Here is a 20975-nt window from a genome sequence, read left to right as displayed (position 1 = left end):
CAAAATCCCTTGATGGATGCGGACTTTTCAAATAATATCTTGACATATGAACCGCCTTAATCTATAAGGTGGAATTCCTGTTGCGGGGTGGAGCAGTCTGGTAGCTCGTCGGGCTCATAACCCGAAGGTCGTTGGTTCGAATCCAGCCCCCGCTACCATAGAAAAGCCAAAGGGATTAGGCGAAACCGCCTGATCCCTTTTTTTATGCCTAAATTGAAAGCAGTCGGCGCAAAGCCAAGGCGTCCTTATCTCAACTCGCTTCGTAACTCTTCAAAATTAGGTCTTTGGCTTTTTCCAGATCCTCCCCGGAACGGATGGTGATCTCCAGGTCTCCGGTGCCAAGGTGTCCAATTTTGCGCACATCCCGCGTAAAGCCTTCCTTGAGCGCAATTGCATCCGGATTCACCTTCACCCAAAGGCATACTGCCCCGGATTGTGGATACAGGCTTACACAGGCAAAATTCTTTATGCGTTTAAAGGCGACATAGTGCTTAAGCGTTTTAACCTGTACATCATCCCCCAGCGCTTCCATATAGGACTTTAAGGCCTCATACAGGTCGGACAACTCCTGGCTGGCGCCATCAAGGCACTCGGAAACGGTTTTATGTTTGGACGCAGACCCATTGCCTTTTGCAGAGCCTGAGTCGTCCGTGATGGCGGTGGTGGCATTGACCAAGTCAAGAAGCAGCAATTCATCGCCGTATTTTCGATAGCGGATCAGCTCGATGTTCCGGTTGATCTGGGCCACGGCGTGTTCGTCGTATTTGGTAAAATCGCCGGCGATACACAAAAGACGCGGACCGCTCCATTCAATGGATTCGAATGCTTTCTTGCCAATATTTTTCATCACCAACAGCTCGAACTCGGCTTTGTGATCCATAAGCCAGTCCAGATAAAACAAGCCCTGATTGATGACATTCTCGTTGAGGGTTCTTTTGTACTCGATAATGACCGGGCAGCCGTTTTCGTCCAGCCCCAAGGTGTCAATCTTGCCTCTGAAGGCCTTTCCCGTGTAATACTCCGAGGCCAGGAACCGAACGCCCAAAAAGGCTTCCAGGTTCGCCTCCATGAGATTCTGCAAGGATTTCTCCAAAGCAACCGACTTTCCCTGAAGCTCGGAAACCTTGCCGCCGGATATTGAAAACAACTTGATGTCGCTCATGGGATCTCCTTATATCTTCGCCATCACGGCGTTTAGCAGTTCGGTCTGCTTGTCTTCGGCGGCGGCGATCTGCTGGTCGAGCGTGTCGCATAGAGACATCAACCGATTGATGCGGGCGACGATGCGGTGTTGTTCGGGTAGCGGGGGTAAACTAACAATTGTTGAAAAAAGTTTCTTGGAATCAAGTCGACATGTTCCATGTGTCGAACGCTCAACCAAATTTAAAAAAATGTTCTTCATTCCTTTTAAGTAGAACAGTAGGTATTGTTGACTTCCTTGGACATATGGGCATAGTGCTTTCATATCTTGGTTTATTGTCACAGTTGCCTCAGTAAGAGATGTCGGGAATGAATGCGCGAGAATCATTCCTCTGACAACCATGAGAATTGCATTAATTGGTATTAATTTTAAAGTGCTATTCTTGATTCCTTTTGGCGAAACGTGATCTTGAGTATCAATCATGTAATCTACCTTCATGTCTTTAGGACTGACCCAAGGAATTGTACCATCCCAATATATTGGATTGGTTTTTCTTGGAGTGCCCCCACCCATTACGTGTCCAAGTTCTCCAAGCCTCGTCCAAGCCCATCCTTGCGGCAATCTGTAGGGAGCCTCCTCCGGTGCGATAGGCGGCAGGGGCTTGGGCGTTTTAATTTCACCTGCCCTAACCAAGCGTTGTTTTTCAGCTTTGATCTCCTTTAGTAGTTCGCTAGCGGGTGGATCGTTGGGGTCCTGGGGAACAAGGCGGCCCATGACGGCAAGCTGGAGGATGGCCTCACGGAGTTCCGTCACGTTTTCCTTGACGGCGTAGAGTTCGCCAAAGTGCCGCTGAAGAAAGTCCCAAGCCGGAGCGCCCGGCTCTTCAAGAAGTTTCTTGATCGCGGAGGCGTGGACGGCCAGCCGCTTTTCGGCCCTTTCTTTCTTGAGCTTTTCCAACTCGTCGCAACGGGCCATTAACAGGTCGATTTTGGCTACGATCCGTTGTTGTTCAGCTATCGGCGGAAGCGGGAACGGTTGCGCAGTGAAGTATGGCGTCGGTACGCGCTTCTGACCTGCGGAACCGGTCATATTTGGAACAGCCTTGGAGATGTTCAATGGGTTCTTTAGATAATATAGCAAGAATCTCGCTATAACGGCCTTAAATGTATTCCTAAAAATGTGAAGTTCCGTCGTTCCCGCACCAATTCCATTGGGTAAATCCGAAAACACACAGGACTTGGCATTTTCAAAGCATGGCGTAATCTTGGCCATGCCGACATCACCGTTAGCAAAATGCGTGTACCCCTTTTTAATATCACCCCACTGTCGTTCCTCAAATTGATGGGTTTCGGAATACCCCTCAGGAATTAAAGGCATTGGAACAAAACCGGCGAGCGTTAAGTCCTCGGCGTCATTTCGAGGATTGATAATTCCAATTTCCCCCAACCGCACCCATTCCCACCCTTGGGGCAATTCGTAAGGCATGTCCTCCGGCTTGACAGGCGGCAGGGGTTTGGGCTTTTTGATCTTTTTTGCCTTTACCAAGCGCTGCTTTTCAGCCTGGATTTTTTTCAGAAGCTCCGAAGCGGGCGGGTCGTTTGGATCCTGTTCCACCAGCCTGCCCTGCATGGCCAGGGTCAGGATCACTTCCCGAAGTTTCTTCACTCCCTCAGGCGCGGCAAAGGCAACGTCAAAGCGCTGTTCCAGGAGTTGGACGGTTTTATTATTCATTACCGCCCTCCAGTTCCTTTTCGATTTGCTCGATGCTGGGCAGGCTGGCCTGCAAGGGTTCGGGCAGAGATTCCATGAGACTATATTCAGCAATGCCCATGGGCTGGGTTTTGTCGCCCAAAGCGTATTCGGCCACCACCTTGTTCTTGCTTTTACACAGCAAAAGGCCGATGGCGGGACTGTCCTGTTCGTCCTTTATTTGACGATCCACAGCGGTCAGGTAGAACCCTAACTGCCCCAGATGTTCGGGTTTGAACTTACTCGCCTTGAGTTCGATCACCACATAGCAGCGTAGTTTGAGGTGGTAAAAGAGCAGGTCTAAAAAAAACTCCTCCCCCCCCACGTTGAGCAAAACCTGACGGCCCACAAAAGCAAAACCCGCGCCCAGTTCCAACAAAAATTTGGTGACATGCCGCACCAAGGCGGATTCGACCTCCCGTTCCTGAGCTTCCTCCGTCAAACCGAGGAAATCAAAACGGTACGGGTCTTTAAGGGATTCCCGGGCAAGGTCGGAGTCGGGCTTGGGCAGGCGCTGTTCGAAATTGGTGACGGCCTTGCCCTGGCGTTCCAGCAGGCGGGCTTCGATCTGCATCACCAGCACGTTGCGAGACCAGTTGTTTTCAATGGCCTTGCGGGCGTACCAGCGGCGTTCATCCGCCGCTTTCAGTTTATCGAGCAGGGCGAGTTGATGATACCAGGGCAATTGTGCAAGCACCTCTTGCACAAATTCAAATTCGGGCCATGCTTCGGCAAAGGCGCGCATATACTTGAGGTTGCGGGGTGAAAAGCCTTTCATGTCCGGAAAGGCCTTGCGGAGGTCTTGAGCCAGGCGGTCGATCACTTTGGAGCCCCAGCCTTGCTCCGCCTGCCGGGCCAGGATATCGCGGCCGATCTGCCAATAGAGCGTCACCAACTCGCTATTAACCGCCAGGGCGGCGCGTTGCTGGGCCGCATGAATGCGGGCTTTCAGGTCCGCCAGCCAGTCCGCGTAACCTATCGGAGGGGTAGTCAGGGAAACCGGTTTGTCGCTCATGCCTTGCCTCCCAGGCAGGCTATCAGCTCTGCCTTGAGGGCCTGCTGAGCTTCTTCCAGTTGCCTGACGATCTCTTCATATTCGGCCATCAACTCTTCCGGATCCCGGTGGTTGACTTCCACTTCATAGGGGTTTTTGCAGTCCAGGTTATAGTTGCGCTCGACCAGTTCCTTGGCGGGGATCTTCCATGCATATTCAGTAGTTTTTCGACCCCTGCGGGAGGCGCCCCCCCACCAGGATTTTTCCAGATCAAATTCCTGGATCGTCAATGGCTTGGAACGGGAGTACGACTTGTAGCCCTCAGGGTAAGGGTGCTCAAAGAACCAGACGTCTTTCGTCGGGCCGCCTTTTTCGAAAAACAGGATGTTGGTAGCGATGCCGGTGTAAGGGCTGAACACGCCCTTGGGCAGACGCACGACGGTGTGGAGGTTGAACTCCTTGAGCAGTTCACTTTTGATAGTGGACTTAACTCCTTCACCGAACAGAAAGCCGTCGGGTAGTACAACGGCGGCGCGCCCAGTATCATGCTTCAAGAGGTGCATGATGAACGCCATGAAAAGGTCGGCGGTCTCGCGGGTCTGGTATTTGCGCGGAAAGTTATTCTCAATGCCGTCCTCTTCCATGCCGCCGAAGGGGGGATTGGTAATGATCAGGTCCACTCGGTCTCGGGGGCCGTAATCCTTTAGCGGCCGACTGAGGGTGTTGTCGTGGCGGATGTTGGTGGGCACCTCAATGCCGTGCAGCATCATATTGGTCATGGCCAGCATGAATGGCAGGGGCTTTTTTTCATAGCCGTTAATGCTGGCTTGCAGCGTTTGCTTGTCGGTAGTTGTTTTTACCTGGCGTTCAAGGTGCTCAATGGCGCAAGTGAGGAAGCCGCCGGTGCCGCAGGCGGGGTCGAGGATGACTTCGCCTAATTGCGGATTAATCATGTCCACCATAAATCGGGTGACGGCGCGGGGTGTGTAATACTCGCCCGCATTGCCGGCGGATTGCAGGTCGGAAAGGATCTTTTCATAGATGTCGTTAAAAAGATGGCGATCGCTTAAGGAATTAAAATCGACGTCTTCCTCTATGGTGTTGATCACTTGGCGCAGCAGGGTGCCGGACTTCATGTAGTTATAAGCATCCTCGAACACCGAGCCCACCACCTTGCCTTGGGGGGAAACTCCGGCGGATGTCGCCAATTTTTTTAAGAACGGAAAAAGGTCGTTATTGACGAAGTCAATCAGTTCATCGCCTGTCATGCCTTCGGAATCCTTGGCCCAGTTGGACCAACGAAAACGGCTTTGCAACGGCGACTTGTATCCTGGCGCAGTGATTTGCCATTCCTCTTCCCTGTCGTCAAATATCTTCAGGAACAGCAGCCAGACCATCTGGCTGATCCGCTGGGCGTCGCCGTCAACGCCCACGTCCTTGCGCATGATGTCCTGAATGACTTTTATTAGGGTGGATAAAGACATTAGTATTCTATCTCCAATACATATTAACAGGCGTTATAAAGCGCCTGTTCCAGTTCGTTGATGGCTTGCTGGTATTGTTCCAGCCCGCCGAATGAGCGGATAATTTCCATTGGGGTTCCCAAGTCAGTGAAGGGGGCAATGGTAAGGATTTGGGTCTCTTCAATATGGGTCACGCCTTCATCGGCGTACTTGTCTAACAGGGCCTCCAATACCCGGCGAGCCTGCTCCCCATATTTTGTAAAGTAGTTACGTTTCTTCACTTGTTCCGCCCGTTCCTTGCGGGAGAGAGGCGGCATGTCCCAGGCAACATGGCAGATCAGGTCGAAGGGATCAAACTTTTTGCCCGAACGGCGGCCGATCTCTTCGGACAAAGCATCAAAGAAAACCCCTTGCTCTGTCAGCTCGTCAATGATGGCCCGCTTTTTCTCGGCGCTGCCCCATCGCCTTAAAAAGTCATCCAGCGATGCAAATTCCTTAGTCAAAGTCTTGCAGGTATAGTCTTTGAGCGACTCGGTGATCAGTTTGCCGTTGGCGTCAAAATACTGCACTCTTTCGGCCGCAACCGCTACTTCTACATTGGCCACGACATAGCGGCGCACCCCTTTGCCTTCCGTTTCAGCCCCGGGTTCTCTCGCTGCTTGCCCGCCATGGTCGTCCCCTAACCCCAGTTGAAGGTCGTTGTTATCCTCCGGATCGTCATTGGTAAAATCAGGCGGCACAGGAGATTCATCCTCCTTGGGCTCATAAATTTGCACCGGGTCTCCATCGAAATTTGGATCAGCAAAGAGCTCGGTCGCCTTTTTGAAATCAATGATAGTGAAATAGTATTTGCCATAGTCCTCGTTGATGCGGGTTCCGCGGCCGATAATTTGTTTAAACTCGGTCATGGATTGAATGCGTTGATCAAGGACAATCAGCTTGCAGGTTTGAGCATCCACACCGGTGGTCATCAGCTTGGAGGTGGTGGCAATAACAGGATATTTACTTTCCGGAAAAATAAAATTGTCAAGCTCTGCTTTGCCTTCCTCGTTGTCACCGGTGATGCGCATGACGTATTTGCCGTTTTGCGCGGATAGGTCGTTATTCTCGTTCACCAACATCTGGCGCATCCGCTCAGCGTGGTCTATGTTTTCACAGAAAACGATGGTTTTATCAAAACGGTTGGTCTGGCGAAGGAATTCACTAATTTTTTTTGCAACCAACTGAGTACGCTTTTCCAACACCAAGGCCTTGTCGAAATCCTTCTGGTTGTATATGCGGTCCTCAATTTCGTTGCCGTACTTGTCAAGCATCCCTTTGTCCGGTCGCCAACCGGATAAGTCCTTGTCCAGGTCTATTCGCACAACTTTATAGGGGGCGAGAAAGCCATCATCGATTCCTTGCCTTAATGAATAGGTGTATATGGGATCGCCAAAGTAATCAATATTAGAAACTTCTTTGGTCTCTTTGGGGGTGGCAGTCAAACCGATATGAGTGGCTGAAGAAAAATATTCAAGTATTTCGCGCCAAGCAGAGTCCGCGGCAGCGCTACCGCGATGACATTCATCGATCACGATAAGGTCAAAAAAAGTGGGGCTGAACTGCTTGTAGATGTTCTTCTCATCTTCACTGCCGGTAATGGCCTGATAAAGAGACAGGTATATTTCATATGATTTATTGGCCTGACGCTTCTGTATTTTGGTCATGGCCGACCCGAACGGTTTAAAATCGTTGGTCATGGTTTGATCAACCAGGATGTTGCGATCGGCGAGAAACAGGATGCGCTTTTTCTTCTTTGCCTTCCAAAGTCGCCAAATAATCTGAAATGCTGTAAAAGTTTTTCCGGTGCCAGTCGCCATCACCAACAGAATTCTGTTCTGGCCATGGGCTATGGCTTCGATGACTTTGTTTATTGCCAGTAATTGATAATATCGAGGATTTTTCCCGCTGCCGTCACTGTAGTAGTCCTGAGTGACAAGATCATTTTGATTCTCATCTAATCCCCGATAATTTGCCCAGCAGCGCCAAAGAGCATCGGCCGTGGGAAACTCATTTAAACCTAATTCACGTTCTATAATGCCATCGGCTGCAATTTTATTATGAAATAAAAAACCATCCCCATTGGAGCTGAACACAAAGGGGACCTGCAACATTTCAGCATAACCCAGCCCCTGTTGCATGCCGTCTCCAAGGGAATGGGTGTTATCCTTGGCCTCAATAATAGCAATAGGAATATTGGGTTTATAAAACAACACATAATCAGCGCGTTTATTTTTTGCCCTTGTGTGCAGTTTGCCTCTAACAATAATTCTTCCATTGGTAAGGGGATACTCTTCTCTTATTTGCGTTGCGATATCCCAGCCAGCCCTTTCAAGAGCCGGAGTAATAAACTTGGTGCATATATCGCGCTCAGAGAGTTGTTTTTTATTCATTGCCTAACTCTCCTCATATTTAACCGCCAAGAAAGACTGCTCACGTTTGTTCACCATCAGCATCGGAATTGCATCATATCAACATGAGAGCGTCCAATCAGGCAGAATTTTGTTCAGACCTTGGACACTGCGTAAATTTTCATAATTGAAATAGTCCTGCGTATTCGGGGAACAATGCATGGTTTATAGGTTATTCTGGGAGAAATGGCAAGGAAAGGGGTAAATCATGGGATTCAGGATAAAGGGATAGTTACGACAAGGGCGCAGCAAACAGACGCCCCTACACGAAATAACGGTTGGCTTGCGCGGAGCGCCATTCAAAGGTTTTTGATCGAACTTTTTCCAAAAAGTTCGCCGCCGGAGGCTCTTTTTTGCAGTTAGGCAGTTTACCGCCGGAGGCCTACTATTACATTTCAATTCTTTTAGAATAGGCTCTATTCTCTTCGGGGTTCTTTTTCCAGGGGAATGGCGTATTTTTTTATTTTTTTGTAAAGCAGGGTGCGGTGGATGCCAAGCAGTTCGGCGGCCTTGACCTTATTGTACCCGGTTTGCTCCAAGGCGGAGCAAATGCTTTCCCGCTCTATGCGGGCCTGCACGGCTTTTAAGGAGGAAGAGCCTCCGTTCGAGAGGGGCTTGCGATCCTGGTGGAGATAAAAGGGCAGATCCGACAGGCCTATCGTCTTGCCGTTTAAGGCGGACAAGGTTCTCTCAAGCACATTGGACAATTCGCGGACATTGCCCGGCCACTGGTGGTTTCGCAAGGCGGCTTGCGCGGATTTATCCATGCTGATGTCCGGCAGATTGGCTTCCGCCGCCAATTGCCTGAGAATATATTCGGCGGAGGGGATAATATCGTTTTTGCGCTTGCGCAGGGGAGGGATATTAATAGGTATGACGTTGAGCCGATAGAAGAGATCCTTGCGAAAGCGGCCGTCCGCCATCATTTGGTCCAGATCCTGATTGGTGGCGGCGATGATGCGCAGGTCGCTGCGAATAATCTTGTTCCCGCCCACACGCTCGAACTCTCTGTCTTCCAGGGCGCGAAGCAGTTTGGGCTGCATTTCCAAGGGCAGGTCGCCCACTTCATCCAAAAACAGCGTGCCTTGGTGGGCCAGTTCGAACTTGCCGGGTTTGCCGTCGGACCGGGCGCCGGTGAAGGCGCCCTTTTCGTAGCCGAACAGCTCGGCTTCCAGGAGATCCTTGGGGATCGCCGCGCAGTTGATGCGGACAAAGGGGAAGAGCTTGCGATTGCTTGCATGGTGGATGGCTTGGGCGAACAGCTCCTTGCCTGTGCCGCTTTCCCCGCAGATGAGCACCGGATAATGCGTTGCGGCGGCCCGGAGGGCTTCCTCCTTCAACTCCTTGATGGGACCGCTGACTCCGATGATGCTGTCCAGGGTGTAGCGGGTGGATCTCAGGTTGAGGAGTTCCGCCTCATAGAGTTTGACCTTGGATTCCAAGACCTTGAGTTCGGACGCGAGCCTGGACAAGTCCTTGACGTCCTTAAACAGGACCTGCCCGAATACGGCGATGACCCGGCCGCCGCGTTTGATGGGGATGCGCTGGACCACCATTTTCTTGCCGATGATGTTGTGGGACTGGTTGATTTCGGGCTTGCCGGTGCGGGCCACAATGTGCATGCGGCTGTTGACCACCGATTCGGTGCAGTGCCGTCCGATTTGCGATTCCGGGTCTACGCCCAGAAAGTCGCCGTAGGGCTTGTTGAAATGCGTGATGATTCCCTTTTCATCGGTGACCAGGGCGCCGTTGAAGATGCTGTCGAATATGGCCCGGTGCATCTCCAGATCCTTTTCCAGCGCTTCTATTCTGAGGTCTTTGTCGTCCACGGCCGCCTCCTTGAGAACATAGGGGTTTCGTGAATTATGGAGATATTTATTTGAAGTCTTGCCGGATAATGGACCGTTTAAGTGTAGCAATTCGGGGACATGTATATCAGAGGATACACTTTTCAGGGCCTGCTGTCCAGGCCCGTATTTTCATAAAGATCTTCGCGCGACTGGAAAATTTTATGACGAAGCTATTATTTCAGATACTTATGCTTTTTACGCCCGCAATCATCTCAGGTTATCCCGGGGGCAATATCAGGTGGCACGGTACTTGCTCTACTTGATTTGCACAACTTTCCGCACACTCTTTTCCGCAGGAGGATGTCCATGGAAGAAACCATCAAACCGGAAGACGCCAAGGAACCGACCATCGGGAGTGAGGATATTCTAATCCTGTCAGACCCGCAATTCAACAGTTCCAATGTCTGCATCGTCACCGGCGCCGGCACCGGCATCGGCCGGGCCACGGCCATTGCCGCCGCGGCGAACCAACTGATGACCATCGGCCTGGACATCAATGAGGAAGAAGGCCGCAAGACGCAAAAGCTGGCCCGGGACATGGGCGGGCAAATGGTTTTTTTGCCGTGCGATTTGTCCAGGGACGCGGACATGGACAAGGCCGTGACGGAAGCGGCTAAGCTGGGCGCCATCAAGTATCTGGCCAACATCGCGGGAATTCAGCATATCGACTCCGTCGAAAACTTCCCCATGGATAAATACGATCAGATGCAATCCCTGATGCTTAGGGCGCCTTTTTATCTTTCCAAGCTCGCCATCCCCCACATGAAAAAAAGCAATGACGGATGCGGCGTCATCGCCAATATGGCCTCGGTGCATGCTCATATCTGCACCAAGAACAAGCCGGTCTACAACATCACCAAATTCGGATTGCGCGCCCTGAGCCAGTCCATTTCGGCCGAAGGCGAAGGCCGGGTCCGTTCCTTTACGCTCAGCACGGGTTTTGTCAAAACCCCCCTGGCGCTGAACCAGATCAACGCCCAGGCGACGCAGCGCGGCATCACGCCTGAAGAGGTTGTTCGCGATGTCATGATGGGGACGTCCCGGATCAAGGAAATGATGTCGCCCATTGAGGTTGCCAATCTGATGCTTTTCGGCTTTTCGCGGTTCGCCAAATATCTCGTGGGAGGGGATATGCTGTTTGACGGCGGCATGGTCCTCACCTACTGATGTATCATATTTGCTACATATCCAAATAACGGCCGCTTATGAAGAATTTCTTCGTTACGGCAAACGCCTGCCGGCTCCAGGCGCCGCCTTGGGCGATGCGGCGACAGGCGGCCGGAATTAGGGCCGCTTACCACGACAGGTTGTTTGGATTCTCTTTAATCAACCCACAAGGGAGGTATCCGATGAAAGCAAGAGCGGGGATCATATTTTTACTGGTCATAGGGGCGTCGATAGCCATGACGGCTTCCACGGCGCTGGGAGCGGAACCCATCAAGATCGGCATCATACAGGGGCTCAGCGGACCTTTGGAGATCTATGGCAAGGCCGAGGTCACCGGCTTTAAAATGGGGTTGGAGTATTTCACCAAGGGAACCAATCAGATTAACGGCAGAGATGTGACTCTGGTCATCGAAGACACTCAGCTCCAGGCGGCCAGGGCCAAGATGCTGCTCACCAAACTTTACAGCGATGACAAGGTTGATCTGGCTATCGGACCCACCAGCAGCGGCGTGGCCTTGGCGGTGCTGCCCGTGGCCCGGGATTTTAAGAAAATATTGATTGTGGAGCCTGCGGTGGCGGATTCGATTACCGGCAAGGACTGGAACCGGTATGTTTTTAGAACCGGGAGAAATTCCAGCCAGGACGCCATTTCCAATGCGGCGGCCGTGGCCAAGCCCGGGGTGAGCATCGCCTGCATCGGCCAGGATTACGCCTTTGGCCGGGACGGCATCGCAGCCTACAAAGAGGCCGCCGAAAAGCTGGGCGCCAAAATCGTGCACGAGGAATATTGCGATCCCAAGGGAACGGATTTTGTCGCGCCCATCCAAAGAATCATCGAGGCCATGAAAGACCTGCCGGGACCCAAATACATCTGGGTGATCTGGGCCGGAAAAGGCGGCCCCATTCCCCAATTGATCTCCGCCGGACTGGATAAATACGGGATCGAAATCACCAGCGGCGGAAACGTCCTTGCGGCTCTCAAGATGATGAAGCCGCTGGACGGCATGCAGGGCGCCACTTATTACTACTACGAAAATCCTTCAAATCCGGTGAATGACTGGCTGGTGGAAGAGCATTTCAAACGTTTTAATGAGCCCCCGGATTTCTTTACCTGCGGCGGTTTTGCAGCCGCCGGCGCCGTGGTGAAAGCCATCACGGCCGCCGGGAGTACGGACACGGAAAAACTCATTGCCGCCATGGAGGGCATGGAATTCATGACGCCCAAAGGGATGATGAAATTCCGCAAGGAGGATCATCAGGCGCTGCAAACCATGTTCGCTTTTAAGCTGAAAGTGGACCCCGATGTGGAATGGGCCATCCCGGTGCTCACCAGGGAGCTGACCATGGAGGAAACTGCTCCGCCCATTGTAAACCAAAGGTAATTTGAGGCCCAAGCGACCCAATTCGCCCGTCTCCGGATGGAGACGGGCTGATTCCAGCGGACCGCCGGAGCGAATGCCATGAATGCGACGAGTACCGATGCGATAATCGCCACGGAGGATCTTACCATCCGTTTCGGAGGCCATGCGGCCGTGGACCAGGTAAGCCTGGAGGTTAAGCCGTTTACGTTAAAATCGATTATCGGCCCCAACGGAGCGGGCAAAACGACCTTCTTCAATTTGTTGAGCGGTCAGTACAAGCCCACCGGCGGAAAGGTGTTTCTAAAGGGAAAGGACATCACTCATCTGGGCGCTCCCATGCGGTGCCGGCTGGGATTGGGGCGTTCTTTTCAACTCACCAACATCTTTCCCTTGTTGACGGTCCTGGAAAATGTCCGTTTGGCCATCCAGGCCCGAAAGGGGTACGGGTTGAATTTCTGGCGTCACTATCTCCATTTTTCGGCCTGTGAGGATGAAGCATACCAGATTCTCAAGGAAGTGCTTTTGGATGAAAAATGGTTGTATCCGGCGAATTTACTGACGCATGGCGAGCAGCGCAAACTGGAAATGGCCATTTTGATGGCATTGAAACCGGAGATTCTTTTTCTGGATGAACCCACGGCGGGCATGTCCCAGGAGGAAGTGCCCGCCATTTTGGAGATTCTGGAGCGCATCAAATCCGTCGGCGATAAAACCATTTTATTGGTGGAGCACAAGATGGATATGATCATGAATCTATCGGATTCCATCGCCGTTCTGCAGGACGGCCGCCTCATCGCCGACAGCGATCCGGAAACCATCTATCGCAGCAAAGAGGTCCAGGAGGCGTATTTGGGAGGGGGGGCGAAACATGAATGAGGTCGTGTTGAAAGCAGACAATCTGCAGACCTATATCGGCCACCACCATATCCTTCAGGGTCTTTCCTTCGAAGCCCAGGCCGACGCCGTCACCGTGCTCATCGGCCGCAACGGCGCCGGCAAGAGCACCACCCTGAAAACCTTGATGGGGCTGCTTCCGCCGTCAGAGGGGACCATTGTCTACAATGGCATGAGCATACAAGGCAAGCGGCCCTACGAGATCGCCCGCATGGGAATCGGGTACGTCCCGGAGGACATGGGAATCTTCGCCGATCTGACAGTGGAGGAGAATTTCAAAGTGGCCAAGCTCAAGGAGGATGAGGCCACCGCCGGAAGGCTGGCCAGAATCCTGGATTTATTCGGCGCATTGGGCAAGTTCTGGCATTCGCCGGCCGGAAACCTGAGCGGCGGACAAAAACAGATGCTGGCCATTGGCAGGGCCATTGTAAACGATATTTCGCTGCTGCTCATCGACGAGCCCTCCAAGGGGTTGGCGCCCATCATCATTGAGGCCCTGATCGAGGCAATCAACCTGATAAAGGAAGAGTGCGTCGTTGTTCTCGTGGAACAGAATTTCTACATGGCCAGCGCCGTGGGCGATTATTTTCACATTTTGGATGACGGGCGCATCGTGCACAGCGGCCGGATGGAAGCCCTGGTGGAGGATGAGGAATTGAAAAGCCGCTACCTGGGAATATCCAAATCCGAAAGCTGACCATATTGAAGGAATGCCAATGACAGAGACAATACTTAAACGCTGGGACAGGGAACTCGTCATTGCCGGGGTCGCCGTTCTGTTTCTGCTGCCCCTTTTCGGCATCCCCCCAAAAATCTACCTGACCCTGACCATCGCCGGATTGGCCATGGGCATGCTGCTGTTTTTGGTGGCGTCGGGAGTCAGCATTATTCTGGGATTAATGGATGTGCTGAACTTCGCCCACGGCGCCTTGTTCGCCTGGGGCGCCTATGTGGGCTTCAGCACGTTCAAGTTCCTGGAACGATGGGTCCAAGCCGATTCGGTGCTGCTGAATTTCGGGGCCTTTGCAGCGGCTATCGTGTGCGCCATGGCGGTGGTCGCGGTGTTGGGGATGGTGCTGGAGCGCGTGCTGGTGAGAAGAGTCTATGGCAATCATCTGTTTCAGATTCTGATCACCTTCGGCGCCACCATCGTGCTGGTGGAAATGATCCGCGTGATTTGGGGCCCCAATGACGACGTCATGGCGGTGCCCCTCACCTTTCAAGGCAACTGGGACGTCTTTGACGTCATCATCGACCGGTACCGGATCATCTGCATCCTGATAGGGGCTTTGGTTTTCGGCGTCGTTCAGCTTGTTTTAAAGAAGACCAAGCTGGGGTTGATCGTGCGGGCTGGGGTTGAAAACCGCGACATGGTGCAAGCCATGGGGCACAACATCTTTCTGCTTTTTACAGGCGTCTTCGCCGTGGGTGCAGGCTTGGCGGCCCTGGGCGGGCTGGCCATGTCCATATTCAGCCTGCAGGTGTATCCGGACATGGGATCGACCTATCTTCTTTTCGCCTTTATTGTGGTGATCATCGGCGGGCTGGGCAGCGTCACAGGCTCCCTTGTCGGGGCCCTGATCGTGGGGCTGTCTTATAATTACGTGGCGTATCTGGTTCCCTGGGCGGCGGCCGGCGTCAATATCATCATCATGATCATCATTCTACTCATCAGGCCGAAAGGCCTCTTCACCGCGGGGAAGTAAACCATGGCAGACATAGCAGCAACAGAGCAAACGCCGGTCAGTATGCTCCGGCGCGAACAGCGCAAAAAAAGGTATTACAGCATTGGGATTGTATTGCCCTGCCTTGTTTTGGCCATGTTTGCGCTGATCCCCTTTCTGTCCCCGTCCTATAAGACCCTGGATCTGGCGCTGAAAATCATCATCTTTGCGTCCCTGGTTGCCAGCTTTGACATTATGCTGGGGTACACGGGGATCCTCTCGTTCGGGCATGGCATGTTTTTCGGGATCGGGGCTTATTGCGTGGCTTTCTTGAACGGCAAATACGGCGATCCCACGTATTTCCACCTGTTTTTGGGGTTGCTGCTGGCTGTAGCGGTCGCTTGCGTCCTGGCATTGATCGTCAGCCTGATCTCTTTGCGGGTTAAAGCGATCTTTTTCGCCATGATCACCCTGGCCCTGGCGGAGTTGACCATCGTTCTGGCCAATAAACTCAGCCATTTCACCGGCGGAGAAGACGGAATCAGCATCAGCCTGCCGGGGATCTTCTCGGCGGCGTTCAATCCGGGGAGTTTTCTGGGGCTGGATATCAGCGGCCGCGTGATAACCTATTACTTCATCCTGCTGGCGTGCCTGGGGCTGTTTGCACTCATGCTGCGATTCACCCACTCGCCTCTGGGCAGGGTGTTGCAGGCCATTCGGGATAATACCGATAGAGCCGAAGCCCTTGGATACAAAACCTTTTATTTCCAGACCCTGTCCATCGTGCTCGGCTGCACCGTGGCCGCCATGACAGGCGGGTTATACGCCATGTGGGTTGGGTATGTGAACCCGGAGTCGACCCTCGAGGTCATGGCCATCATGCTCAATGTCCTTCTAATGGTGATTATCGGAGGGATGGGAACATTGTACGGCGGCATTGTAGGAGCCGCTTTTCTGCTGATCACCCAGACCTTTCTGCCGGATCTGCAAAAGATAGCGATTGACCTTTTTCCTAACGCCTCATTGTTGCATACCATATTGGAGCGTTGGTTGCTGCTTTTCGGCATTTTATTTATATTGGTGGTTATCTTCTTCCCCAAAGGCGTTGTCGGATCGGCGAGAGAGTTCATCGCCCGTGCCAGGGGGGAGGCGTTTTTCAGTTCTTGAGTAAAGGAACATCTAACGAAACATCAAAATTTAGGGGGTGACGACCATGCCTGAGCCGGTCATGAAAAAGGTGAAAGGGGACGGAGTCAATATCAATCTGGCGGTTTGGGAGGGCGGCGGCAAGCCGATCCTTTGCATCCACGGGATAACGGCCAATTGCCGTTGCTGGGATGTTTTCGCCGGCCTGCTGGCGCCCGCGCGTCAGGTCATGGCCATGGATTTGCGAGGCAGGGGATACTCGGACAAGCCCGACCATGGTTACTCCATGGACTATCACACGAAGGATATCAAATGCCTTTTGGACGACCTGGGCTTTGAGAAAGCCGTCATCATGGGACATTCCCTGGGGGCCTTTATCGGCCTGGCCTTTGCCGCCGAATATCCTGAGTACACCGATCGCCTGGTGCTGGTGGACGGCGGCGGAGACCTTTCCCCCGAGCAATTCGAGGAGGTTTTCAAGGGGATCAAGCCGGCTCTGGATCGCCTGGGGCAGATTTTCGACTCGGAAGAGGCTTACATGGAGAAGATGAAAGCCGCTCCCTACCTGCACCCATGGAGCGAAGCCATCGAAACCTACTGCCGTCACGAACTGGAAGCGGCGGATGGAGGCGTACGCACCAATATCGATGCAGCCCATATCGCCGAGGAAGCCGCCAATGTGCGATTGCTGCAATGCGCCGACTATTACGGCAAGGTGCAGTGCCCGGTGTTGATTCTACGGGCCACGGAAGGGCTGCTGAGCGACAAGGACTTGCTGCTGCCGGAAGACGTGGCGGATAGGATGACCCGGCAGATACCCGACGCCGCGATGTTTGAAGTGGAAGGCGTCAACCACTACGGAATTGTTTTTCAGCCCCACCCGGCCAGGGACGCCGCCCTGAAAGGCTTTCTGGAAATGGAAGGCTCTTAAGGTTTTCTTCTTTATAGGGCTTCCTATTTTCAAGAAAAATAATACCCCCAAAGTTGAGATATTACCCTTTCAGGGCATAAGAAACGGCCTGGGCGGCGTGGATGACGGTGGTGTCGTACAGGGGAACCGGAGCGTCCTTTTGATCCAGAAGCATGCCGATTTCCGTACATCCCAGGATGATGGCCTGGGCGCCCTGGGCGGCCATGTCCGCCGCGATCCTGGCGTATTCCTCGCGGGACTGACTCAATACCTGGCCCAGGCAAAGCTCCTGAAAAATGACGTCATTCACCAGTTCCCGATCCTCCTTGTTGGGAATGACCACCTCCAGCCCGAAATCCCGGGATAGACGCCCCCTATAAAAATCCTGCTCCATGGTGAAAGCCGTGCCCAGCAGCCCGACCTTGGAGTATTCGTCCTTCACCAGGGCCTGAGCCGCGACATTCATAACGGAGATTACTCGGAGGGAAAAAACCAATATGGTGTACCAAAACGAAAAATTGATGATATTTTAAAAGCAAACATTTTTTATTTTCTTTGCATCGGTTTAAAAACAGACATATTCATACTTGCAAAATTATATATTTTAAGGTAACTGTACAAACAAATGATAAAATTTTGGGAGGAGGATATTATTATGACAGAAAAAACGTACTATGATGATCCATATCTGAGGGAGATAGAAGCCAATATTATTTCAATAGACAACAATGGAATAGTTCTAGACCGCACTATATTTTATCCTGAAGGCGGGGGCCAAATTGGGGATTCTGGTACAATTTCAAACATTAAAGTTTGTGATACACAAAAAAAAATTACCGCCTCCACAAAGTCGCTATTCCACCCAGATTTTCCAGTCATCCAAATTAACTCGGATGTTCTTCATATTTGTGAGAATTTCCCAAATGAATGTGAACTTGAGCCAGGCTCCAAAGTCAAAATTCGAATTGATTGGGAAAAAAGATACAGGATAATGAGATATCATTCGGCTGCACATGTTGCATACTTCTATGCAATGGATATACTACAGAACCCTCATGTTAAAGGATGTAAAATTGATCAAAAATCTGCAAGGTTCGATTTTAAGTGCAAAATTACAAGTGATCATGTTGCTGAGATAGAATCATTGTCCAATTCTTTTATTAAAAAGAAATATGATATATGGGCTCAACCTCTCCACGATGAACCAGAAGCTATTTACTGGAAATGTCATGATATTTCAATACCTTGCGGGGGACTCCATGTGAAGAATACCGATGAAATCGGCCCCGTTCAATTAAGACGTAGAAGCCAAGGGAAGAGTATTGATAGATTGTATATTTCGATTTCTGAAGAGGAAGCTCTTAATGACTGATATAGAAAATAATCCATACATTAATAGCTTTAAAAAAATTTTATCACGAACGCCCTTATTGGAATTTATTGATCCGAGTATTGGCAATGAATGTCGTATATTTATCAAGCTGGAAAATCAAAATGTTCTTGGTAACATGAAAACAAGAGTAGCTTATCAAATGATTGAGGATGCTGAACTGAATGGCATAATTGATAAACGGACCGAGGTAACGCTAATTGAACCTACAGGCGGGAATACTGGGGCAGGATTGGCTTTAATAGGGGGAATGAAAGGATATAGAATAGTTTTAGTAATTCCCGACAATTTCAGTTCAGAAAAGATAAAATTACTGAGGATATTAGGAGCAAATGTATTTCTTTCGGACAGCACTAAAGGTAGCAACTCACATATTTTAAAAACGAAGGAGTTAGTAAAAAAGAATCCAAGCTGGATATACCTCAACCAATTTGAGAATGAATCAAACATGTTAGCGCATTATCTAAATACCGGAAAAGAAATAGCTGATAATTTGCCAAAAATCGATTACTTTTTAACAGGTGTAGGGAGTGGTGGGTCAATTTCTGGTATAGGTAAACGAATAAAGGAAAGGTGGAGTTCTGCTAAGGTTGTTGGAGTTCAACCTTTAGGATGCAACATTCTAACCGGAACTACAGTAAATCATTGCATCGAAGGCATATCAGTTGGTTTGGTTCCAAAAATTTTAGACTTAGAAATCATTGATGGATTGCACAGTGTTGAATCACATAAGTCTATCAACTACTTGAAGTACTTACTCAAGTACAAAGGCCTTTGTGTAGGAATTTCTTCTGCTGCCAATATACTTGCTGCTGTTGAAATCTCGCAAAAGGTGGAATCCGAATCAGTAATTGTAACATTGGCCCCAGATACGGGAAGGAATTATTTCTCATATTTGGATTTTTAGGCGAAGTCCTACTATAAGCCTAGTTGACCCATAGCTGGAGGTTTGCTAAAAATATGGAACAAGAAGTTGATTTCGATTTGGTGGGCAAGGTCTACCAACGGATAGGGGATTTGCTGGATCAACATCTTCCAAAGACATATCGTCCCACAATTGGGCTTACAGATAATGATACTTCTATTATCCTATCATCAACAATTGATTTTGTTATGTCGGACCTTGAGGCGCTAACCAGAAGAGATCCTGCTGCAAAAGGGGATTCTGTATTTGTTCTTGATACGTACAAATCATTCGAGGCTGTTATGAATTACCGTTTAGCAAATAATCTTATTAATAGCGAGTTAATTGGAAAACAACTTAGGTTAAAATATGCAAATAAAATTCAAGAAGAGTCAAAAGTTGCTACCCAAATAGACATTAACCCTTCAGCTCAAATAGGCAAAGGATTTATTATTGATCATGGCATAGGTACTGTAATAGGAGAAACTTGTGAAATTGGGGAAAACTGCTATTTTCTCAATGGTATAGTATTAGGAGCAACTGGGATTGCTGATAACGAGTCAGGTAGGCGTCACCCAAAAATTGGAAAGGATGTAAGTATTGCTTCTTTTGCTAGGCTATTGGGTCCGATTTCGGTTGGTGATCGTGTCACTATAAATTCCTTTTGTGTCATTACAAGCGACATCCCAAATGATTGTAAAGTTTCTATTGTTAATCAATTACAAGTTTCTTCGCATAAAAGTTTTGAAATTTATGGGATTGTGCCTGCTACTAATGGAAATTTTTGTATTTATGGGAGTGGATTTCCAGATGATGTGGATGTATCGATTTTGAATATACACTGTGATGACACAGGTTGTTTTATTATTGAGAAGTATCCTTTAGTGAACATTGAGATAACCGATAAAAAAAATGGGGTTATAAAGTGTCAACTGTCCTTATCTTCTGAAAACATGGATAAAAAGGAGATTGCAAAAGACATTAGTATGAACAAAAATAGATATCATCTTGCATTATCTCATGCTGAGGAATATGCCTATATTACTCCTCCTTTGGCTCTTATAAGAACAATAGAAACACTCAATTGAGTAAATAGAGAGGCCACTATGTCAAACAATCTCGTAATATTTGGCCCCGCTCATGCAGGAAAAAGTACACTTGCAGGGTATCTTCGAGTTAGACTCGACTCTTCCTTTAATTTTAATAAGCATGTCGATTCAATCAAAGATGAAAAGTGGTTTACTGATGATAAAGCCCTCAGCAGTATTGTAGATACAGCAAAAAAGGAAAGAGAATTACGTGACACATCAAGCAAATTAGGAACAAGTCGTTTTATTCATTCATATGGGATAGAAAATCAAAATAATAGCAATAAAATATATAGTAACTTAACAATTATTGATACTCCAGGAGCACAGCATAAATATAAAGAGCGGATTAAAGGGATGTATTTCGGTGAAATTGGTGTCTTTGTTATAGAGGCTAAAAAAGTTTTAAATACCACAATCGATAACATACATGAGTACTATTCGCCTTTGATGTTATGGAAAAAGTTGGAAGGCAAACATCGTCTGTAAGCCTTCAGGGGGTAGTTAGCCCGGGTTACTGATCCATGCAAGGTCTGTGGGTTGGTTTTTCAGGAAGTCGGAGATAATTTGGACGAGTCTGGGATACACAGGAAGGCCGTGCATTCTTAAGGTATGTTTGAGGCTGAGGATGCGTTCCACCCAGCGGTCGCCTTTTTCGCTTTGGGTTCCCAGGCTCCGTTTGCGCCAGATCACCCCGTAACGCAAGGCCCTTTCCGCCCGGTTGTTGGTAGGGTCAACGCCCGGCTCGGACAGGCAAAGCCAAAGGCTTTCCATTTCCAGCATGAGTCTGCGCGCAAAAACTCC

18 protein-coding genes, 1 tRNA gene and 1 pseudogene are annotated in these 20975 nt (G+C 50.0%); 12 read left to right on the top strand and 8 right to left on the bottom strand.

Annotation, left to right across the window (positions count from 1 at the left end):
- The first annotated feature begins 81 nt into the window (after positions 1 to 81).
- Positions 82 to 158 (top strand) — tRNA-Met (locus G491_RS0120960).
- A gap of 92 nt (positions 159 to 250) precedes the next feature.
- Here the strand turns inward: G491_RS0120960 and G491_RS0120955 are convergent.
- The 6 genes from G491_RS0120955 to G491_RS31795 form a co-directional block, all read right to left on the bottom strand.
- Positions 251 to 1162, bottom strand: coding sequence for a DUF5655 domain-containing protein (locus G491_RS0120955; protein WP_028315960.1), 912 nt, complete (start codon positions 1160 to 1162; stop codon positions 251 to 253).
- A gap of 9 nt (positions 1163 to 1171) precedes the next feature.
- Positions 1172 to 2872: a restriction endonuclease subunit S gene (locus G491_RS0120950; RefSeq protein ID WP_028315959.1), complete on the bottom strand. Its 1701-nt coding sequence runs from the start codon at positions 2870 to 2872 to the stop codon at positions 1172 to 1174.
- Positions 2865 to 3905, bottom strand: coding sequence for a PDDEXK nuclease domain-containing protein (locus tag G491_RS0120945; protein WP_028315958.1), 1041 nt, complete (start codon positions 3903 to 3905; stop codon positions 2865 to 2867). The genes G491_RS0120950 and G491_RS0120945 overlap by 8 nt, the downstream gene beginning before the upstream one ends.
- On the bottom strand, positions 3902 to 5368 hold the full coding sequence (locus G491_RS0120940) for a type I restriction-modification system subunit M (RefSeq protein ID WP_028315957.1): 1467 nt from the start codon (positions 5366 to 5368) through the stop codon (positions 3902 to 3904). The genes G491_RS0120945 and G491_RS0120940 overlap by 4 nt, the downstream gene beginning before the upstream one ends.
- Positions 5369 to 5391: 23 nt before the next feature.
- Positions 5392 to 7779 (bottom strand): EcoAI/FtnUII family type I restriction enzme subunit R, encoded by a 2388-nt coding sequence (hsdR, locus tag G491_RS0120935; protein ID WP_028315956.1) that lies wholly within the window; start codon positions 7777 to 7779, stop codon positions 5392 to 5394.
- A 434-nt stretch (positions 7780 to 8213) separates the two neighbouring features.
- Entirely contained in the window at positions 8214 to 9626 is a 1413-nt protein-coding gene (locus G491_RS31795) for a sigma-54 interaction domain-containing protein (protein WP_035219690.1), read from the bottom strand.
- Between the two features lie 327 nt (positions 9627 to 9953).
- On the opposite strand from G491_RS31795, the gene G491_RS0120925 reads away from it, so the two are divergent.
- The 7 genes from G491_RS0120925 (at position 9954) to G491_RS0120895 (ending at position 16810) form a co-directional block, all read left to right on the top strand.
- A complete protein-coding gene (locus tag G491_RS0120925) occupies positions 9954 to 10814 on the top strand; it encodes an SDR family oxidoreductase (RefSeq protein WP_084511619.1) in 861 nt (286 codons plus the stop codon).
- A 182-nt stretch (positions 10815 to 10996) separates the two neighbouring features.
- Complete coding sequence (locus tag G491_RS0120920; protein ID WP_028315954.1) at positions 10997 to 12196, top strand: substrate-binding domain-containing protein; 1200 nt, start codon at positions 10997 to 10999, stop codon at positions 12194 to 12196.
- 78 nt (positions 12197 to 12274) lie between these two features.
- A complete protein-coding gene (locus G491_RS0120915) occupies positions 12275 to 13051 on the top strand; it encodes an ABC transporter ATP-binding protein (protein ID WP_028315953.1) in 777 nt (258 codons plus the stop codon).
- Positions 13044 to 13766, top strand: a complete 723-nt coding sequence (locus tag G491_RS0120910) for an ABC transporter ATP-binding protein (RefSeq protein ID WP_028315952.1) — start codon at positions 13044 to 13046, stop codon at positions 13764 to 13766. Before G491_RS0120915 ends, G491_RS0120910 begins: the two co-directional genes overlap by 8 nt.
- A 19-nt stretch (positions 13767 to 13785) precedes the next feature.
- On the top strand, positions 13786 to 14775 hold the full coding sequence (locus G491_RS0120905; protein ID WP_028315951.1) for a branched-chain amino acid ABC transporter permease: 990 nt from the start codon (positions 13786 to 13788) through the stop codon (positions 14773 to 14775).
- A 3-nt stretch (positions 14776 to 14778) separates the two neighbouring features.
- On the top strand, positions 14779 to 15900 hold the full coding sequence (locus G491_RS0120900; RefSeq protein WP_028315950.1) for a branched-chain amino acid ABC transporter permease: 1122 nt from the start codon (positions 14779 to 14781) through the stop codon (positions 15898 to 15900).
- Between the two features lie 46 nt (positions 15901 to 15946).
- Complete coding sequence (locus G491_RS0120895) at positions 15947 to 16810, top strand: alpha/beta fold hydrolase (protein WP_248635467.1); 864 nt, start codon at positions 15947 to 15949, stop codon at positions 16808 to 16810.
- Positions 16811 to 16871: 61 nt separating this feature from the next.
- Here the strand turns inward: G491_RS0120895 and G491_RS31790 are convergent, their stop codons facing one another.
- Complete coding sequence (locus G491_RS31790) at positions 16872 to 17255, bottom strand: amino acid racemase (protein WP_084511618.1); 384 nt, start codon at positions 17253 to 17255, stop codon at positions 16872 to 16874.
- Positions 17256 to 17444: 189 nt separating this feature from the next.
- On the opposite strand from G491_RS31790, the gene G491_RS0120885 reads away from it, so the two are divergent.
- The 4 genes from G491_RS0120885 to G491_RS0120870 are packed head-to-tail and all read left to right on the top strand — an operon-like array spanning position 17445 to position 20660.
- A complete protein-coding gene (locus tag G491_RS0120885; RefSeq protein WP_028315948.1) occupies positions 17445 to 18161 on the top strand; it encodes an alanine--tRNA ligase-related protein in 717 nt (238 codons plus the stop codon).
- Positions 18154 to 19086 (top strand): cysteine synthase family protein, encoded by a 933-nt coding sequence (locus tag G491_RS0120880; RefSeq protein ID WP_035219688.1) that lies wholly within the window; start codon positions 18154 to 18156, stop codon positions 19084 to 19086. Before G491_RS0120885 ends, G491_RS0120880 begins: the two co-directional genes overlap by 8 nt.
- Positions 19087 to 19139: 53 nt before the next feature.
- Positions 19140 to 20171, top strand: coding sequence for a serine O-acetyltransferase (locus tag G491_RS34335; protein WP_051327420.1), 1032 nt, complete (start codon positions 19140 to 19142; stop codon positions 20169 to 20171).
- A gap of 18 nt (positions 20172 to 20189) precedes the next feature.
- Complete coding sequence (locus G491_RS0120870; RefSeq protein WP_028315946.1) at positions 20190 to 20660, top strand: GTP-binding protein; 471 nt, start codon at positions 20190 to 20192, stop codon at positions 20658 to 20660.
- A gap of 134 nt (positions 20661 to 20794) precedes the next feature.
- On the opposite strand, the pseudogene G491_RS36765 reads toward G491_RS0120870, so the two are convergent.
- A pseudogene (locus G491_RS36765) lies at positions 20795 to 20912 on the bottom strand (hypothetical protein); the annotation flags it as partial.
- Positions 20913 to 20975 lie beyond the last annotated feature (63 nt).

The sequence above is a fragment of the Desulfatibacillum aliphaticivorans DSM 15576 genome (assembly GCF_000429905.1).
Classification (GTDB): Bacteria; Desulfobacterota; Desulfobacteria; order Desulfobacterales; family Desulfatibacillaceae; genus Desulfatibacillum; species Desulfatibacillum aliphaticivorans.
Note: the sequence above shows the minus strand (reverse complement) of the source record. Positions and strands in the feature narration are given on the sequence as shown.